This window comes from Microbacterium sp. PI-SA-G (assembly GCF_057215335.1).
In genome coordinates this window covers 3,366,315-3,384,281 of record NZ_CM170103.1, presented here as the reverse complement: position 1 = coordinate 3,384,281, position 17,967 = coordinate 3,366,315, and the positions used below count along the sequence as shown (strand labels likewise).

Sequence of the window (17,967 nt, the reverse complement as noted above, 5' to 3'; positions counted from 1 at the left end):
GCGAGGAGCGCGGGCTCTTACGACCGCGAGTCGAAGTCGAACGCCTTCAGCAATTCGCCGACCGCCTTCTCGCGCTCCTCGCCACCCTCGTCGAACATGTGCGTCACGTGCGTGCGCAGATGGTTCTCGAGCAGGAGGCGGTTGAGTGACTCGAGGGATCGCTGGATCGCCCGGGACTGCGTGATGATGTCCATGCAGTAGTCCTCGTTCTCGATCATCCGTGCGACGCCGCGCATCTGACCCTCGAGGATGCTGGTGCGATGCAGGGCGCGCTTCTTGATGTCTTCGATCACTCTTCGAGGCTACTCCGCCCCAGGCCCTCTGAGCCTGTCGAAAGCCGCCACCACAGCCCCCGTGCGAGGATGGCGTCATGCCGCGCACACCCATGGCTCTGCTGTCTCCCGCCGATCAGGAACGACTGCGCGCCCTGCGCCGGATGAAGGCCGTCGCACTCGGCGCTCTGCTCTTCATGGCCGTCGCCTTCGTCATCGCCTTCATGCTGCAGGAGCGTCTGCCGTGGCTGAGCTACATCCGCGCCGCGGCCGAGGGCGGAATGGTCGGTGCCCTCGCGGACTGGTTCGCCGTCACCGCGCTGTTCCGCCGGCCGCTCGGTCTCCCGATTCCGCACACCGCGATCATTCCGAGCCGCAAGGACGAGATCGGCCGCACGCTGGGTGAGTTCGTCGAGACGAACTTCCTCGCCGCCGACGTGGTGCGCACCAAGCTCGCGAGCACGAAGATCGCCGAGCGCGCGGGTCAGTGGCTGCGCGAGACCGCACACGCCGAGCGCGTGGGTGCCGAGGGCGCGACGATCGCCACGGCCGTGCTCAATGCCCTCAGCGACGACGACGTGCGCGATCTCATCAGCGACCTCGCCCGCGAGCACCTGGTGTCGCCGGAGTGGGGTCCGCCCGCGGGCACCTGGCTGGAGAAGATCGTCGAGGCCGACGCGCATCAGGGGGCGGTGGATCTCGCCGTCGACAGCATCGGGCACTGGCTCGAGGCGAACGCGGACTCATTCTCGGGGCTCGTGTCGCGGCGCCTGCCATCCTGGGTTCCTCGGCTCGCTCACCGCTTCGTCGACGACACGGTGTACAACGAGGCGATCAAGTTCATCGAGGCCGTGAAGGCCGACCCGAAGCATCCCGCCCGCATCGCCGTCGACGGCTACCTCTCGCGCCTGGCCGACAATCTGCAGAACGACCCCGACACCCGCGCGAAGCTCGAGAACGCGAAGGCCTCGCTGTTCGACAGCCCGCGAGTGGGTGCGCTGGCAGCCGAGGCGTGGGAGACGGCGAAGAACGGTCTTCTCGTCGCCCTCGCCGACCCCGAGAGCGGTTTGCGTCGCCGAGCCGTGCAGGCACTGCAGGAGGTCGGCGAACGCCTCACGACGGATGCCGCGCTGCAGCACCGTGTCGACACCTGGGTGTCGGATGCCGCGGTGTTCCTCGTCGACCGCTACCGGCACGACATCGCATCGATCATCACCGACACGGTCGAACGGTGGGATCCGGTCGAGACGACCGAGAAGATCGAGCTCATGGTCGGGCGCGACCTGCAGTACATCCGCCTCAACGGCACGTTCGTCGGCGCCCTCGCCGGTCTCGCGATCTTCACCCTCGCCCACGCGCTGATCCCCGGAGTCTGACATGGCATCGTCCTCGCCCCCGCTGAGCCACGACCCGCTCTGGCCCCGGGCCGGCGGCTGGCCCGCGTTCGACGGCGCCGCCGATGCCGTCCTGCTCGGCGTGCCGACGTGGCGCACCTCGCTCTCGCCCACCGGGGCGCATGCCACCCCCGCCGCGATCCGCACGGCGCTCCCGCGCTACGGGACCGCACTGATGGGCCCGCCGATCCGCGACCTGAACGATGTGCTGCGCATCGTCGACGCCGGTGACGTCGACGAGCCCGACGGCGATGCGGGTGAGGCGACCGCGATCGCCCGGGTGCGTGAGCTGACCGCTGCTGCGCGGCTGGTCGTCGCGCTGGGCGGCGACAACTCGCTGACCTATCCGGTCGCGCTCGGCGCGCAGGCCACGGGGCTCATCACCTTCGACGCGCACTTCGATCTGCGCGACGGCATCTCGAACGGCACGCCGGTGCGTCGGCTCGTGCAGGATGCGCCCGGGGCATCGGCGGTGCCCACGACCCCGATCGACCCGCAGCGGATCGTGCAGATCGGCATCGCCGACTTCGCCAACTCCGCGTTCTACGCGCAGCGCGCCGCCGACTGGGGCATCCGGGTCATCACACTCGACGAGGTGCGCCGACGCGGTATCCCCGACGTGGTCTCCGAGGCACTGGAGATCGCGGGATCGGGCTCCGGCGCACGTGTCCACCTCGACATCGACGTGGACGTCTGCGATCGCGCCGTCGCTCCCGGCTGCCCGGCGAGCGTTCCCGGCGGCCTCCAGGCGTGGGAGCTGCGCGCGCTCGCCCGTGCCGTGGCCACGGATCAGCGCGTGGTCAGCGCCGACATCGCCGAGGTCGACGCGACGGCCGACACCGACGACGCCCGCACCGTGCGCCTCGCGGCGCTGTGCGTGCTGGAGCTGCTGACCGGACTCGCCGCGCGCGACTGAACGCGCCCCTCCGGAGGGCGGACTCAGCGCAGCGCGACCCCGTCCTTCCAGACCTGCCGCACGAGCGGCACGCCCGGTCGGTAGGCCAGATGGATGCGGGTCGGTGCGTCGAGCAGCACGAGATCGGCGCGGGCGCCCGGCGCGACCACGCCGATGTCGTCACGCCGCAGAGCATGCGCGCCACCTGCGGTCGCCGCCCACACCGCTTCGGCCGGCGTCATCCCCATCTCGCGCACGGCCAGTGCGATGCAGAACGACATCGACGAGGTGAAGCTCGACCCCGGATTGGTGTCGCAGGCCAGCGCGACCGTCACGCCCGCGTCGATCAGGGCGCGGGCGTCGGGATAGGGCTGACGCGTCGAGAACTCCACCCCCGGCAGCAGCGTGAGCACGGTCTCCGACCCGGCGAGCGCGGTGATGTCGTCCTCGGTCAGGTAGGTTCCGTGATCGATGGATGCCGCGCCGAGGTCCACGGCCAGACGCACGCCCTCCCCCGGGCCGAGCTGGCTCGCGTGCACACGCGGCCGCAGACCGCGGGCGATCCCGGCCTCGAGCACCCGTCGTGACTGCGCTGCCGTGAACGCGCCCGTCTCGCAGAAGACGTCGATCCATCGTGCGTGCGGCGCGCAGGCGTCGAGCATCGGCCCGACCACCAGATCGACGTACTCGTCGGGCCGGTCGGCGTACTCGGCGGGAACGACGTGCGCCCCTAGGAACGTGACCTCGTCGGTGACCTCGGCCGCCAGGCGCACAAGACGTTCCTCGTCCTGCACGCTCAGCCCATACCCGCTCTTGATCTCGACGGTCGTCGTGCCCTGCGCCTGCAGTTCGTCGATGAACCCGCGCAGTCGAGCACGCAGGTCGTCATCGCTCGCCGCCCGCGTTGCCGCTACCGTAGAGCGGATGCCGCCGGCGGCATACTTCTGCCCTGCCATCCGCGCCTCGAACTCCGACGCCCGGTCTCCGGCGAAGATCAGGTGGCTGTGACTGTCGACGAAACCGGGGATCACCGCGCGACCGGCAGCGTCCACGGTCTGATCGGCAGTCGGCGCGTCCGCCGTGGCACCGACCCAGGCGATGCGGTCTCCGTCGATCAGCACCGCCGCATCGTGCTGCGTTCCGAAGGCGTCACCCTCGGCCTCCGCGTTCGTGGTCAACTCTCCGATACGGGTGATCAGTGTCGTGCTCACAGCATCGGCACTTTCAGTCCACGCTCGCGCGCGATGTCGCGGGCGTGCTCGTAGCCGGCGTCGACGTGACGCATCACGCCCGTGCCGGGGTCGTTCGTCAGCACCCGCTCGAGCTTCTGCGCCGCGAGCTCGGTGCCATCGGCGACCGTGACCTGACCGGCGTGGATGGAGCGCCCGATGCCGACGCCCCCGCCGTGATGCAGCGACACCCACGAGGCGCCCGATGCGGTGTTCAGCAGCGCGTTCAGCAGCGGCCAGTCGGCGATCGCGTCGGATCCGTCCTTCATCGCCTCGGTCTCGCGGTACGGCGAGGCGACGGAACCCGCATCGAGGTGATCCCGACCGATCACGATCGGAGCGGCGAGCTCACCCGACGCGACCATCTCGTTGAACTTCAGCCCCGCGAGATGGCGCTCCTGGTAGCCGAGCCAGCAGATGCGCGCGGGCAGACCCTCGAAGTGAACCTTTTCGCCAGCCTTCTTCAGCCAGCGGTGCAGAGCGGCGTCCTCCGGGAAGAGCTCCGTGATCGCGCGGTCCGTCTTGTAGATATCCTCCGGATCGCCCGAGAGCGCGGCCCAGCGGAACGGGCCGCGCCCCTCCTCGAACTGCGGACGGATATACGCCGGCACGAATCCGGGGAACGCGAACGCCCGGTCAAATCCGCCCAGCTCCGCCTCCCGGCGAATGGAGTTTCCGTAGTCGAAGACTGCGGCGCCGGCATCCTGGAACGCCACCATCGCCGCCACGTGCGTGGCCATCGAGGCACGGGAGCGGAGCGTGAACTCCTCCGGATCGCGCTGCGCCTCGGCCTTCCAGTCCGCCACCGACATGCCGACGGGCAGGTAGGCGAGCGGATCGTGCGCGCTGGTCTGATCGGTCACGATGTCGATCGGCGTGCCGCGACGCTGCAGCTCGGGGAAGACTTCGGCGGCGTTTCCGACCACGCCCATCGAGAGCGCTTCGCCCGCATCCTTCGCCGCGAGCACGCGCTCGACGGCCGCGTCGAGATCGGTGGTGTACTCGTCGAGGTACCCGTGCTCGACGCGGCGGGCGAGCCGCGACTCGTCGACGTCGACGATCAGCACGACGCCGTCGTTCAGGGTCACCGCAAGCGGCTGAGCCCCTCCCATACCGCCGGCGCCGCCGGTGAGGGTGAGGGTGCCGCGCAGCGAGTCCCGACCCAACGAGCGGGCGACCGCCGCGAACGTCTCGTATGTCCCCTGCAGAATGCCCTGCGTGCCGATGTAGATCCAGGAGCCGGCGGTCATCTGGCCGTACATCGTCAGGCCCAGCTCCTCGAGCTTGCGGAACTCGGGCCACGTCGCCCAATCCCCCACGAGGTTCGAGTTCGCGATGAGCACCCGCGGTGCCCAGTCGTGGGTGCGGAACACGCCGACGGGCTTGCCAGACTGCACGAGCAGCGTCTCGTCGGGCTCGAGTTCGTCGAGCGTGCGCACGATCGCGTCGTACGCCTCCCAATTCCGCGCCGCCTTGCCCGTTCCGCCGTAGACCACGAGATCCTCGGGATGCTCGGCGACCTCGGCGTCGAGGTTGTTCATCAGCATGCGCTTGGCGGCCTCCGCTCCCCAGCTCTTGGCGGTGCGGACGTTGCCGCGGGCGGCGCGGATGCTGCGCCGATCGGCGCCGGCGGGCCCGACACCCGCGGACCCGACTTCGGGAATCGATTCGGTGCGGTCAGACATGCGTGTGCTCCTTTGCGACGCGGGCGACGTCGCCCGACTGGACGAGTGCGGTGACGGCTTCGATCTCGGGCGAGAGGTACCGATCGGGGCCGGGGCCCGCAGCCACGGTGCGGACCAGATCCCGCACCGCTCCTGTGGCGGGCCCGGCCGCGACGGGCGCGCGCAGATCGAGCGCCCGGGCACCGGTCAGGATCTCAATGGCGAGGACGCGGCCGAGTCCGTCGACGGCGCGGCGCAGCTTGCGTGCGGCGGACCACCCCATCGACACGTGGTCCTCCTGCATCGCGGACGACGGGATCGAGTCGACGGATGCCGGCACCGCGAGGCGCTTGAGCTCTGACACGATGCCCGCGGCGGCGTACTGCGCGATCATGAGACCGGAGTCCACACCCACCTCGTCCGCGAGGAACGGCGGCAGTCCCCGATTGCGCGCGGGATCCAGCGCACGATCCGTCCGGCGTTCCGAGATGGATGCCACGTCGGCCACCGAGATCGCCAAGAAGTCGAGCACTGCCGCGATCGGGGCGCCGTGGAAGTTGCCGTTGGATTCGATGCGGCCGTCCACCGTGATGACGGGGTTGTCGATCACGCTCGCCAGTTCCCGTTCAGCGATCATCGCCGCGTGCGCCATCGTGTCGCGCGCCGCCCCATGCACCTGCGGCGAGCACCGCAGCGAGTAGGCGTCCTGCACACGGCCGTCCTCCGGACCCTTGTGGCTGGCGACCAACGGCGAGTCGGAGAGGAACGCGCGCAGGTTGGCCGCGGACTCCCACTGACCGGTCTGCGGCCGCAGTGCCATCAGGTCTGCCGCGAAGACCGCATCGGTTCCGAACTGCGACTCGATCGACATCGCCGCGGCGACGTCGGCCGCCAGGAGCAGCATCTCGAGATCGTGAAGAGCGAGCAGCAGCATCCCCAGCATCCCGTCGGTGCCGTTGATCAGGGCGAGCCCCTCCTTCTCGACCAGCGTGAGCGGAGCGATGCCGGCTGCGGCGAGAGCCGCGGCGGCGGGCATCGTGTCGGCGCCGACCACACCGGGCGCATGCATGACGCGCACCTCGCCTTCGCCCATGGCCGCGAGTGCGATATGCGCGAGCGGAGCGAGGTCGCCGGAGCAGCCGAGAGAGCCGTACTCGCGGACGATTGGCACGATCCCCGCGTTGAGCATCGCCGCGTAGGTCTCCACCACAACAGGACGCACGCCCGTCCGGCCGGAGGCGAGCGTCTGCAGCCGCAGCAGCTGCAGCCCGCGCGTGACTTCCGTCTCGACTTCGGCACCGGTACCCGCCGCGTGCGAACGAATCAGGCTCGCCTGCAGCTGCAGACGCCGATCCGGAGCGATGAACGTCGTCGCCAGCGCACCGAAGCCGGTCGAGACGCCGTAGTGCGGATGCGGACCCGCCGCCAGCTCGTCGATCACCGCGCGCGTCTGCGTCACCCGCTCGAGCGCGGACGGTTCGATCACGACCGGGGCGCCGTGACGAACCACGGCGACGACGTCGGCAGGAAGCAACGGCTGTGCGCCGACGAGAACAGCTGCGGAAAGACTCATGCTCCGATTCCACACCCGAACAGCCCACAGCCGAGGCCGATGTGGCATCCTGTGTCTGTGATCCCAGACACATCCGAGACCGCCGACCGCTCTGCCTCTCAGGTGCCGGCGGCTGAGAACACTTTGAGGATCCTGAGTCACCTGGCGCGACGACCCGCCCCGGTCGCCGCCTCAGCCATCGCCCGGGAGCTCGGTCTCCCGCGCTCCACCGTCTACCACCTGCTCACGACGCTCGCCGGGCACGGATACGTCCTGCACTTTCGCGACGACCGCCGATGGGGCCTCGGCACATCGGCGTTTGAGCTGTCCGGCGGGTACGCGCGGCAGCAGCCGCTGGCACGCCTCGGCCGCCCGCTTGTTGCCGCGCTCTCCGATCGCCTCGGTGAGAGCGCTCACCTTGCGGTCATGAGTGGCGGAGACGTGCTGTACATCGTCGAGGAACGCGCACCGCGTCGGCCGGCTCTGGTGACTGATGTCGGAGTTCGACTTCCCGCCCCTCTGACGGCGAGTGGTCGAGCGATGCTGGCTTCCCTGCCGCGGGAGCAGGTGCGCGCGCTGTTTCCCAGCGCCTCGGCATTCCCCGAGCGCACAGGCCGCGGGCCGCAGCGCCTGAGCGAACTGCGCGAGCTCCTGCGAGAGGTGCGTGCTCGGGGCTATGCCACCGAAGACAGCGAGATCGCGGAAGGATTGCGCTCCGTCGGAGCTGTCGTGCGTGATCATGCCGGCTGGCCGATCGCCGCGGTCGCGGTGACCTGGGCCGGAGACCAGCTCGACGAAGCCCAGCTGGCTGAGGCAGTGCGCGATACCGCGGCCACGCTTGAGTCGCGGCTTCGTCGATGATCGCGCTCCAGCGCCTCGTGAGCGCGCAGGCGTTAACGCAAAAGAGCCACCCAGCATTGGGTGGCTCTTTTGTTTAAAAGGAGTCCGGCGGTGTCCTACTCTCCCACAGGGTCCCCCCTGCAGTACCATCGGCGCTGTGAGGCTTAGCTTCCGGGTTCGGAATGTAACCGGGCGTTTCCCTCACGCTATGGCCGCCGAAACACTATTGATGTTTCAATCAAACACATAACAAAGTCAATGTTGTTATGCGGTTCTCGACCGTACATCGAGAACCACTCAGTGGACGCGTAGCACCAACAAACGGTGTGTTATCAAGTCATCGGCTTATTAGTACCAGTCAGCTGCATGCATTACTGCACTTACACATCTGGCCTATCAACCCAGTAGTCTGGCTGGGAGCCTCTCACCCGAAGGTATGGAAATCTCATCTTGAGGCCGGCTTCCCGCTTAGATGCTTTCAGCGGTTATCCATCCCGAACGTAGCTAATCAGCGGTGCTCCTGGCGGAACAACTGACACACCAGAGGTTCGTCCAACCCGGTCCTCTCGTACTAGGGTCAGATCCTCTCAAATTTCCTACGCGCGCAGCGGATAGGGACCGAACTGTCTCACGACGTTCTAAACCCAGCTCGCGTACCGCTTTAATGGGCGAACAGCCCAACCCTTGGGACCTACTCCAGCCCCAGGATGCGACGAGCCGACATCGAGGTGCCAAACCATGCCGTCGATATGGACTCTTGGGCAAGATCAGCCTGTTATCCCCGAGGTACCTTTTATCCGTTGAGCGACAGCGCTTCCACAAGCCACTGCCGGATCACTAGTCCCGACTTTCGTCCCTGCTCGACCTGTCAGTCTCACAGTCAAGCTCCCTTGTGCACTTACACTCGACACCTGATTACCAACCAGGTTGAGGGAACCTTTGGGCGCCTCCGTTACTTTTTGGGAGGCAACCGCCCCAGTTAAACTACCCACCATGCACTGTCCCTGAACCGGATTACGGTTCGAAGTTAGATATCCAGAGTGACCAGAGTGGTATTTCAACAATGACTCCACACGAACTGGCGTCCATGCTTCAAAGTCTCCCACCTATCCTACACAAGCCACACCGAACACCAATACAAAGCTATAGTAAAGGTCACGGGGTCTTTCCGTCCTGCTGCGCGTAACGAGCATCTTTACTCGTAATGCAATTTCGCCGAGTTCGCGGTTGAGACAGTTGGGAAGTCGTTACGCCATTCGTGCAGGTCGGAACTTACCCGACAAGGAATTTCGCTACCTTAGGATGGTTATAGTTACCACCGCCGTTTACTGGGGCTTAAATTCTCAGCTTCGCCTTGCGGCTAACCGGTCCTCTTAACCTTCCAGCACCGGGCAGGCGTCAGTCCGTATACATCGTCTTGCGACTTGGCACGGACCTGTGTTTTTAGTAAACAGTCGCTACCCACTAGTCTCTGCGGCCTCCAAACGCTTTTGGGAGCAAGTCCCTATACGCCGAAGGCCCCCCTTCTCCCGAAGTTACGGGGGCATTTTGCCGAGTTCCTTAACCACGATTCTCTCGATCTCCTTGGTATTCTCTACCTGACCACCTGAGTCGGTTTGGGGTACGGGCGGCTTGAACCTCGCGTCGATGCTTTTCTTGGCAGCATAGGATCACCCACTTATTATCCGCATCGTGTCTCAGCCTGTATGAGTCGCGGATTTGCCTACGACTCGGCCTACGCACTTGCACCGGGACAACCATCGCCCGGCTGGGCTACCTTCCTGCGTCACACCTGTTAATACGCTAACCGCACCAGAACGGGGTCGTGCGCTAGGCCCAGAGCGTCACCCCGAAGGGATCAGTCACTGGGATTCAGACACTTAGCACTACTGGATTAGCTTGGGCGGTTCTTCGCCGGTACGGGAATATCAACCCGTTGTCCATCGACTACGCCTGTCGGCCTCGCCTTAGGTCCCGACTTACCCAGGGAAGATTAGCTTGACCCTGGAACCCTTGGTCTTTCGGAGGACGTGTTTCTCACACGTCATTCGCTACTCATGCCTGCATTCTCACTCGTGTAGCCTCCACGGCTGGTTTACACCGCCGCTTCGCTGGCCACACGACGCTCTCCTACCCATCAATACGGCTGGACCACGAAGGCCTACCAAAAATATCAATGCCACAACTTCGGTGGCGTGCTTGAGCCCCGTTACATTGTCGGCGCGGAATCACTTGACCAGTGAGCTATTACGCACTCTTTCAAGGGTGGCTGCTTCTAAGCCAACCTCCTGGTTGTCAAAGCAACTCCACATCCTTTCCCACTTAGCACGCGCTTTGGGACCTTAGTTGGTGGTCTGGGTTGTTTCCCTCTCGACTATGAAGCTTATCCCCCACAGTCTCACTGCTGCGCTCTCACTTACCGGCATTCGGAGTTTGGCTGACGTCAGTAACCTTGTAGGGCCCATCGGCCATCCAGTAGCTCTACCTCCGGCAAGAAACACGCAACGCTGCACCTAAATGCATTTCGGAGAGAACCAGCTATCACGAAGTTTGATTGGCCTTTCACCCCTATCCACAGCTCATCCCCTCAGTTTTCAACCTAAGTGGGTTCGGTCCTCCACGACGTCTTACCGTCGCTTCAACCTGGCCATGGATAGATCACTTCGCTTCGGGTCTAGGACATGCGACTGAATCGCCCTATTCAGACTCGCTTTCGCTACGGCTACCCCACACGGGTTAACCTCGCCACATATCGCTAACTCGCAGGCTCATTCTTCAAAAGGCACGCTGTCACCCCTACTAAGGAGGCTCCAACGGTTTGTAAGCAAACGGTTTCAGGTACTATTTCACTCCCCTCCCGGGGTACTTTTCACCTTTCCCTCACGGTACTTGTCCGCTATCGGTCATCTGGGAGTATTTAGGCTTATCAGGTGGTCCTGACAGATTCACACGGGATTTCACGGGCCCCGTGCTACTTGGGATACTCTTCGCGCCAAGAGAGGCATTTCGACTACGGGGTTGGCACCCTCTATGACCGGCCTTTCAAGACCGTTCGTCTATACCTTCTTGTAACGCCGCCACCTCGGCAGAGATGACTGAAAAGTCCCACAACCCCCAACGTGCAACACCTGCCGGCTATCACACACGCTAGGTTTAGCCTGTTCCGGTTTCGCTCGCCACTACTAACGGAATCGCGGTTGCTTTCTCTTCCTGTGGGTACTGAGATGTTTCACTTCCCCACGTTCCCTCTACCCGCCCTATATATTCAGGCGGGAGTCACTAGGTCGGCACGCCGCCCAGCGGGGTTTCCCCATTCGGACACCCTCGGATCAAAACTTGCTTATCAGTTCCCCGAGGCTTATCGCAGATTGCTACGTCCTTCTTCGGCTCCAGATGCCAAGGCATCCACCGTTTGCTCTTAAAGACTTGAAATCACATGAGTTTGAATCAGAATCGACACCAAACCCCGAAAGGCTTGGCATGAAATTGACTAATGATCTTTAAGATCATCTTGTGCAACCAATCCGAAGATCAGTTGCAAGATGCTCGCGTCCACTGTGTAGTTCTCAAAGTACGGGCGGTACCCCCATCCACCTGCCCAAACGGACAAACAGAAAGAGGTCCAGAGTAACCGACTGGCTCCCAACCCAAAGGCCAGAGCACATCCGGTCCCTCAGGACCCAACAGCGTGCAGACACCCACCCCCGACACCCAAACGTTCCAACAGCAAGCTGTGTACTAGTTCAAGAATCAGATCCTGATGCCATGTCAAATGTTCCACCCATGAGCTCCCCGCAGAGACGAACGCTCTGATCGGGGTTCTGGACTCCGAAGAGTCAGATGCTCCTTAGAAAGGAGGTGATCCAGCCGCACCTTCCGGTACGGCTACCTTGTTACGACTTAGTCCTAATTACCAATCCCACCTTCGACGGCTCCCTCCAAAAAGGTTAGGCCACCGGCTTCAGGTGTTACCGACTTTCATGACTTGACGGGCGGTGTGTACAAGACCCGGGAACGTATTCACCGCAGCGTTGCTGATCTGCGATTACTAGCGACTCCGACTTCATGAGGTCGAGTTGCAGACCTCAATCCGAACTGGGACCGGCTTTTTGGGATTCGCTCCACCTCACGGTATTGCAGCCCTTTGTACCGGCCATTGTAGCATGCGTGAAGCCCAAGACATAAGGGGCATGATGATTTGACGTCATCCCCACCTTCCTCCGAGTTGACCCCGGCAGTATCCCATGAGTTCCCACCATTACGTGCTGGCAACATAGAACGAGGGTTGCGCTCGTTGCGGGACTTAACCCAACATCTCACGACACGAGCTGACGACAACCATGCACCACCTGTTTACGAGTGTCCAAAGAGTTGACCATTTCTGGCCCGTTCTCGTATATGTCAAGCCTTGGTAAGGTTCTTCGCGTTGCATCGAATTAATCCGCATGCTCCGCCGCTTGTGCGGGTCCCCGTCAATTCCTTTGAGTTTTAGCCTTGCGGCCGTACTCCCCAGGCGGGGAACTTAATGCGTTAGCTGCGTCACGGAATCCGTGGAATGGACCCCACAACTAGTTCCCAACGTTTACGGGGTGGACTACCAGGGTATCTAAGCCTGTTTGCTCCCCACCCTTTCGCTCCTCAGCGTCAGTTACGGCCCAGAGATCTGCCTTCGCCATCGGTGTTCCTCCTGATATCTGCGCATTCCACCGCTACACCAGGAATTCCAATCTCCCCTACCGCACTCTAGTCTGCCCGTACCCACTGCAGGCCCGAGGTTGAGCCTCGGGATTTCACAGCAGACGCGACAAACCGCCTACGAGCTCTTTACGCCCAATAATTCCGGATAACGCTTGCGCCCTACGTATTACCGCGGCTGCTGGCACGTAGTTAGCCGGCGCTTTTTCTGCAGGTACCGTCACTTTCGCTTCTTCCCTGCTAAAAGAGGTTTACAACCCGAAGGCCGTCATCCCTCACGCGGCGTTGCTGCATCAGGCTTGCGCCCATTGTGCAATATTCCCCACTGCTGCCTCCCGTAGGAGTCTGGGCCGTGTCTCAGTCCCAGTGTGGCCGGTCACCCTCTCAGGCCGGCTACCCGTCGACGCCTTGGTGAGCCATTACCTCACCAACAAGCTGATAGGCCGCGAGCCCATCCCCAACCGAAATTCTTTCCAGACGCAGACCATGCGGTCACGTCACATATCCAGTATTAGACGCCGTTTCCAGCGCTTATCCCAGAGTCAGGGGCAGGTTGCTCACGTGTTACTCACCCGTTCGCCACTGATCCACCCAGCAAGCTGGGCTTCACCGTTCGACTTGCATGTGTTAAGCACGCCGCCAGCGTTCATCCTGAGCCAGGATCAAACTCTCCGTAAAAAAGAAATGCATACGACACCGGGAAAACGGTGACGCAGCGAGTTTGATGCTGACCAAAGAGACAAATTCATTGCTGACTTCATCCGAATGCCAACCCCACAAGGAGGTTGGTCTTTGATCCAAAGGAATTCTCACCCAGCCGAAGCTAGACGAGGATAATTTGGCATTTGACAAGTGCACGCTGTTGAGTTCTCAAGGATCGGATGCTCCCACGACCCGGCCATCACAACCAGGCCCGCAGGGCAACTTCTCAATCTTACCCACCACAACCGGAAAGTCAAATCAGCACAACCCGCGAATCACAGACCCACAAGCGCACCAACAACAACCGAAGAAGAGGTGGAAACTCCCATCCTAGACCCGAAGGCCCACACACTCAAGAAGCATGTGAAAGATGGAAGGCGGTTCTCCACTTGAGGGGGGTGAAGCTCTCGGCCTCTCCGCTTCCCTGTGGGGCGAACAAGTAATAAGTTACGCGGATCCCAGGGATCCGGCAAATCAAGGCCGACCGCCGGGCGTGTCGCCGCGGGATTCCGCGGAATCCCGCGGCAGCTGCGCTCTCCCGCTTTCCTGGCCGGCGCGACACTCCCCGACGGCCACCGCTCCATGTCGCCCACTCGCAGCGGTGTCGCCCACTCGCGCAGCGCTGTCGCCCACATGCGCAGAGGTGCTGGCCATCCGGCCGCCGCTTCGGAACAACGACCGGGTACGAAGAAAGCCCCCGGCGACTGCCGGGGGCTTTCTTGTTCTGTGGACCTAAGGGGATTCGAACCCCTGACCTCCTCGATGCGAACGAGGCGCGCTACCAACTGCGCCATAGGCCCTGGAACGTGATCTACGTTATCACGCTGTCGGAGCGGTCGACGTCAGACGATCACCCTGCGGCTCGACGCGTGAGCAGGTCGCGCACGTGGGCCTCGATCTCCGCGTCATCCACGAATCCCATGCGTGCGTACGGGGATGACGAAGCGGCGGGCAAGGCGACCGGCGCGGCTGGCGCCATCTCCTCCGCGCGCTCGCGCAGGGCGGCGACGCGGGCGGCCTTTCGGCGCTCCTCCTGCGCATCCATCTCGGCACGTGCGGTCTGCGCCCTCGAGCCGGCGACAGCCACCAGCGGCTCGGGCAACGCACGCGGCGTCCAGGTCGCTTTGCCCTGATCGTGCAGCGGTGGGGCGACGCGCTCCTGCGCGGGGGCTGCGACCGGAGCAGAACGACGAGCCGAACGAGCGGCCACCATCGCCATCCGCTGAAGCGCGAACCCGGCGACCACCATGAGCGCTCCGCCGACCCACAACAGCGCAGAGGCTCCGGTGCCGATGAGCTGCCAGACGCCCAGGCCCACCCCCGTCATTCCCAGCAGCAGCACGGACGTCGCGGTGATCCGCACACGTCGACGTGCCCGCACCTGGCGCAACACAGGATCAGCACTCGCCGCGGCGAGCTCCTGCCGGAGGGCGGCCAACTCGGCGGCCTCCCGCTCGGACTGCACACGCTTGGCCAGCTTCTGCTGGGCGAGCACGGTGCGGGCATTCAGCTCGATGCGCACCTCGCCCGGTGTCTCGCTGGTCTCCGCGAGCACACGCAGGGCCTGATTCAGACGCACCGCATTGCGCTCGGCGGCGTTGTACTGGAAGCGTCCGCGCCACGACGGGAGCAGATACAGCATCCACAGGAGCACGGAGACGAGCACGATCACTCCCCCACTCAGCACCGGCCCGTCCATATCGCTAACGGTAAGGGACTGAGGGCGACTCGGCCCGGCAGTCGGCGCGTGTCGCGACGAGTCCGTCGAACATCGCCGTGATCGCTCCCGTCAGAAGGTGATGCGGTCTGCCGGCGGCACTTCGGACACCGCGGCCGGAACCTGTCCGTTCAGCCACCGGGCCAGCACACCCTGCGGCACATCCTCGCGGGTCAGCGCGAACGCGTAGTGGTCACGCCAGTCCCCATCGATGTGGATGTACCGCCGACGCAGTCCCTCGTACCGGAACCCGAGCTTCTGCACCACACGGATGCTCGCAGCGTTCTCGGGACGGATGCAGATCTCCATACGGTGCAACCCGTACTCGGTGAAGCACGCGTCCGTCGCCAGTGCCACAGCCGTCGGCGTGATGCCGCGCCCGGCGAAGCGTTCGCTGACCCAGTATCCGATCGTCGCAGAGCAGAGCGATCCGCGCGCCACTCCCCAGACGTTCAGCTGTCCGGCGATCTCACCGTCGTACTCCATGACGAAGGGATATCCGGCTCCGTCGCGATACTGCTGGAGCAGCCGACGGATGCTCAGGCGCATGTCGAACGAGACCGCGCCGTACGGCACCGTCGCCTCCCACGGCTGCAGCCAGGAGCGGTTCGACAGCAGCTCGGTCTGCAGCTGACGTGCGTCCTTGCTGCGTACGAGCCTGAGTTCGACCGCCCCGTGTCGGATCCCCGTCGTCAGATCCATGCCGCGCACCGACGCTCGCAGAGTCGCCTAGAGGCGTTCCGCGAACTCCTTCAGCCACGGGCGCAACTCGGGACCGAGGTCCTCACGGTCGGACGCCAGCTGCACGATCGCCTTGATGTAGTCGACCCGGTCGCCCGTGTCGTAACGGCGGCCGCGGAACACGACTCCGATCACGCCGGGGCCATCAGGGTCGGCCGCGAGCTCCTGCAGCGCATCGGTCAGCTGGATCTCGCCGCCCTTGCCGGGCTCGGTGCGCTCGAGGATCTCGAACACGGACGCCGGCAGGACGTAGCGGCCGATGATGGCGAGGTTGGAGGGGGCATCCTCGCGTGCGGGCTTCTCGACCAGGCCCCTCACGCGGACGGACCTCGACCCCTCGATCTCGTCGATCTCTGCTGCGCCGTACATGTGGATGTTGGCGGGATCGACTTCCATGAGGGCGATCACCGCGGCACCCGTGCGTTCGTGCTCCGAGATCATCTCGGTCAGCAGCGGGTCGCGTGCGTCGATGAGGTCGTCACCGAGCAGGACGGCGAAGGAGCTGTCACCCACGTGGGTCCGTGCACGCAGCACCGCGTGGCCGAGACCCTTGGGCTCGCCCTGGCGGACGAAGTGGATGTCGGCGAGGTCGCTCGACTTCATGACGCTCGCGAGGCGGCCGTCATCGCCCTTCTCGGCGAGCTTCACCTCGAGCTCCGGAACAGAGTCGAAGTGGTTGGAGATGGCGTTCTTGTTGCGCCCGATGATGACGAGGATGTCTTCGATGCCCGCATCCGCCGCTTCTTCGACGACGTACTGGATGGCCGGCTTGTCGACCACAGGGAGCATCTCCTTCGGCATCGCCTTCGTCGCAGGCAGGAAACGCGTTCCCAGTCCCGCGGCAGGAATGACGGCTTTGATCTTCTGGATACCCATCCCCCCAGCCTAGTGGGGACGCCCCCGTAGACTCGGAGCCATGTCGAATGACGCCGAGCACGAGAAGCGCGCACTCCGCGCCGACCTGCGCGAGCGACGCGCCCTTCTCTCCGACGCACAGCGCGAGGCGGCGGCCACGCAGATCGGCGAGCGCCTCGATGCGCTGGTCGACTCCCTGGGGGCCCGCTCCATCTCGTGCTTCCTGTCGACGATGAACGAGCCGGGCACCCGCGAGTTCGTCACCCGGGCGGTACGCCGCGGCATCCGTGTGCTCCTCCCCATCACCCGGTCGGACGGCCTGCTCGACTGGGCGGTGGCGACCGATGACACCGAGGTCGCCGAGGGGATGTTCGGACTGCCGGAGCCCACCGGCGAGGTACTCGGCCCCATCGCCGTGAACGACGTCGACCTCATGATCGTGCCGGCGGCCGCCGTCGACCGCACCGGCATGCGCATGGGCTGGGGGCGTGGCTTCTTCGACAAGACCATCGGTTCCATGGAGAAGTGCCCTCCCGTCTACGCGGTCATCTATGATTCCGAGATACTCGACTCCCTGCCCCGGGAGGTGCACGACCAGCCGGTGAACGGCGTCATCACCCCGTCGCAGACTCTGATCCTGTCGCACCCGCGACGCTGACTCCCAAGGACGCCATGCCCACCTATGCCTATGCCTGCACTGCGTGCGGACACCGATTCGATGCCGTTCAGAGCTTCGCCGACGACGCACTCAGCGTGTGCCCGGAATGCGGCGGCGCCCTGCGCAAGCAGTACGGGTCGATCGGTGTGACCTTCAACGGCTCGGGGTTCTATCGCACCGACTCGCGCGCCAAGAGTGGCGGATCGAAGGATGCTTCGGCATCATCGAAGACGGAATCGACGACGAGCGCCAAACCGGCGGCCGCGTCGAGCCCGACCTCGTCCTGAGGTCTCGAAACACTGAGGGGTACCCATGCTCAAGGGGTTCAAGGACTTCATCCTTCGCGGAAACGTGATCGATCTGGCCGTCGCGGTCGTCATCGGCTCGGCGTTCACCGCCATCGTCAACACCGTCGTCGCGAGCATCATCACACCGCTCGTCTCGCTCTTCTTCGAGGCGGACTCGACCGGCAAGTTCGGTCCCACCGTCACGAACATCTACGGCAACGACGTGACCTTCCCGCTCGGCGATCTCATCTCGGCGATCATCAGCTTCCTCGCCGTCGCCCTCGTGGTCTACTTCGTGTTCGTCCTTCCGATGAACACCTTCAAGGCTCACGTCGAGGCGCGCAAGGGCACGCCCGCGGAGGAGCCCCTGGAGGAGCCGGCCGCCGCCACCGAGGCCGAGCTGCTGGTCGAGATCCGCGACCTGCTCGCGCGCAGCCAGCGCAGCTGATCGACTTCTGACCGTCGA

The 17,967-nt window shown here is 64.3% G+C and carries 13 protein-coding genes, 1 tRNA gene and 3 rRNA genes; 6 read left to right on the top strand and 11 right to left on the bottom strand.

The window, feature by feature from the left end:
• Positions 1–17: 17 nt before the first annotated feature.
• A complete protein-coding gene (locus tag AC2D10_RS16715) occupies positions 18–293 on the bottom strand; it encodes a metal-sensitive transcriptional regulator (RefSeq protein WP_484709249.1) in 276 nt (91 codons plus the stop codon).
• Positions 294–370: 77 nt separating this feature from the next.
• On the opposite strand from AC2D10_RS16715, the gene AC2D10_RS16710 reads away from it, so the two are divergent.
• Together AC2D10_RS16710 and AC2D10_RS16705 are read left to right on the top strand one after the other, a co-directional pair.
• Positions 371–1,648: a DUF445 domain-containing protein gene (locus AC2D10_RS16710; RefSeq protein WP_484709248.1), complete on the top strand. Its 1,278-nt coding sequence runs from the start codon at positions 371–373 to the stop codon at positions 1,646–1,648.
• Position 1,649: 1 nt separating this feature from the next.
• Entirely contained in the window at positions 1,650–2,582 is a 933-nt protein-coding gene (locus AC2D10_RS16705) for an agmatinase family protein (RefSeq protein WP_484709247.1), read from the top strand.
• Positions 2,583–2,605: 23 nt separating this feature from the next.
• Here the strand turns inward: AC2D10_RS16705 and hutI are convergent, their stop codons facing one another.
• The 3 genes from hutI to hutH are packed head-to-tail and all read right to left on the bottom strand — an operon-like array spanning position 2,606 to position 7,027.
• Complete coding sequence (gene hutI, locus AC2D10_RS16700) at positions 2,606–3,772, bottom strand: imidazolonepropionase (RefSeq protein WP_484709245.1); 1,167 nt, start codon at positions 3,770–3,772, stop codon at positions 2,606–2,608.
• Positions 3,769–5,475 carry a urocanate hydratase gene (gene hutU, locus AC2D10_RS16695; RefSeq protein WP_484709244.1) on the bottom strand — a complete coding sequence of 569 codons (1,707 nt, stop codon included), beginning with the start codon at positions 5,473–5,475 and terminating at the stop codon, positions 3,769–3,771. The genes hutI and hutU overlap by 4 nt, the downstream gene beginning before the upstream one ends.
• Positions 5,468–7,027, bottom strand: coding sequence for a histidine ammonia-lyase (gene hutH / locus AC2D10_RS16690; protein WP_484709243.1), 1,560 nt, complete (start codon positions 7,025–7,027; stop codon positions 5,468–5,470). Before hutH ends, hutU begins: the two co-directional genes overlap by 8 nt.
• Before the next feature lie 57 nt (positions 7,028–7,084).
• Here hutH and AC2D10_RS16685 point away from each other — a divergent pair, with 57 nt between their 5' ends.
• On the top strand, positions 7,085–7,867 hold the full coding sequence (locus tag AC2D10_RS16685) for an IclR family transcriptional regulator (RefSeq protein WP_484709240.1): 783 nt from the start codon (positions 7,085–7,087) through the stop codon (positions 7,865–7,867).
• An 82-nt stretch (positions 7,868–7,949) separates the two neighbouring features.
• Here AC2D10_RS16685 and rrf read toward each other — a convergent pair.
• From rrf to galU, 7 genes are all read right to left on the bottom strand, one after another.
• Positions 7,950–8,066, bottom strand: a 5S ribosomal RNA gene (rrf, locus tag AC2D10_RS16680).
• Positions 8,067–8,174: 108 nt separating this feature from the next.
• A 23S ribosomal RNA gene (locus AC2D10_RS16675) occupies positions 8,175–11,278 on the bottom strand.
• A gap of 419 nt (positions 11,279–11,697) precedes the next feature.
• Positions 11,698–13,219, bottom strand: a 16S ribosomal RNA gene (locus tag AC2D10_RS16670).
• Together the 16S, 23S and 5S rRNA genes form the textbook arrangement of a ribosomal RNA operon.
• A gap of 751 nt (positions 13,220–13,970) precedes the next feature.
• Positions 13,971–14,043, bottom strand: a tRNA-Ala gene (locus AC2D10_RS16665).
• A 50-nt stretch (positions 14,044–14,093) separates the two neighbouring features.
• Positions 14,094–14,942, bottom strand: coding sequence for a hypothetical protein (locus tag AC2D10_RS16660; protein ID WP_484709239.1), 849 nt, complete (start codon positions 14,940–14,942; stop codon positions 14,094–14,096).
• A 90-nt stretch (positions 14,943–15,032) separates the two neighbouring features.
• On the bottom strand, positions 15,033–15,662 hold the full coding sequence (locus tag AC2D10_RS16655) for a GNAT family N-acetyltransferase (protein WP_484709236.1): 630 nt from the start codon (positions 15,660–15,662) through the stop codon (positions 15,033–15,035).
• Between the two features lie 27 nt (positions 15,663–15,689).
• The gene (gene galU / locus AC2D10_RS16650) at positions 15,690–16,577 is read right to left on the bottom strand and encodes a UTP--glucose-1-phosphate uridylyltransferase GalU (protein ID WP_484709233.1); all 888 of its coding nucleotides are present in this window, start codon (positions 16,575–16,577) and stop codon (positions 15,690–15,692) included.
• Positions 16,578–16,617: 40 nt separating this feature from the next.
• Here galU and AC2D10_RS16645 point away from each other — a divergent pair, with 40 nt between their 5' ends.
• Genes AC2D10_RS16645 through mscL form a run of 3 tightly spaced genes read left to right on the top strand, consistent with a single transcriptional unit; the run spans position 16,618 to position 17,949 of the window.
• Positions 16,618–17,214: a 5-formyltetrahydrofolate cyclo-ligase gene (locus tag AC2D10_RS16645; RefSeq protein WP_484709232.1), complete on the top strand. Its 597-nt coding sequence runs from the start codon at positions 16,618–16,620 to the stop codon at positions 17,212–17,214.
• Between the two features lie 14 nt (positions 17,215–17,228).
• Positions 17,229–17,501, top strand: a complete 273-nt coding sequence (locus AC2D10_RS16640; protein WP_484709231.1) for an FmdB family zinc ribbon protein — start codon at positions 17,229–17,231, stop codon at positions 17,499–17,501.
• A 25-nt stretch (positions 17,502–17,526) separates the two neighbouring features.
• Positions 17,527–17,949 (top strand): large conductance mechanosensitive channel protein MscL, encoded by a 423-nt coding sequence (mscL, locus tag AC2D10_RS16635; protein ID WP_484709230.1) that lies wholly within the window; start codon positions 17,527–17,529, stop codon positions 17,947–17,949.
• Positions 17,950–17,967 lie beyond the last annotated feature (18 nt).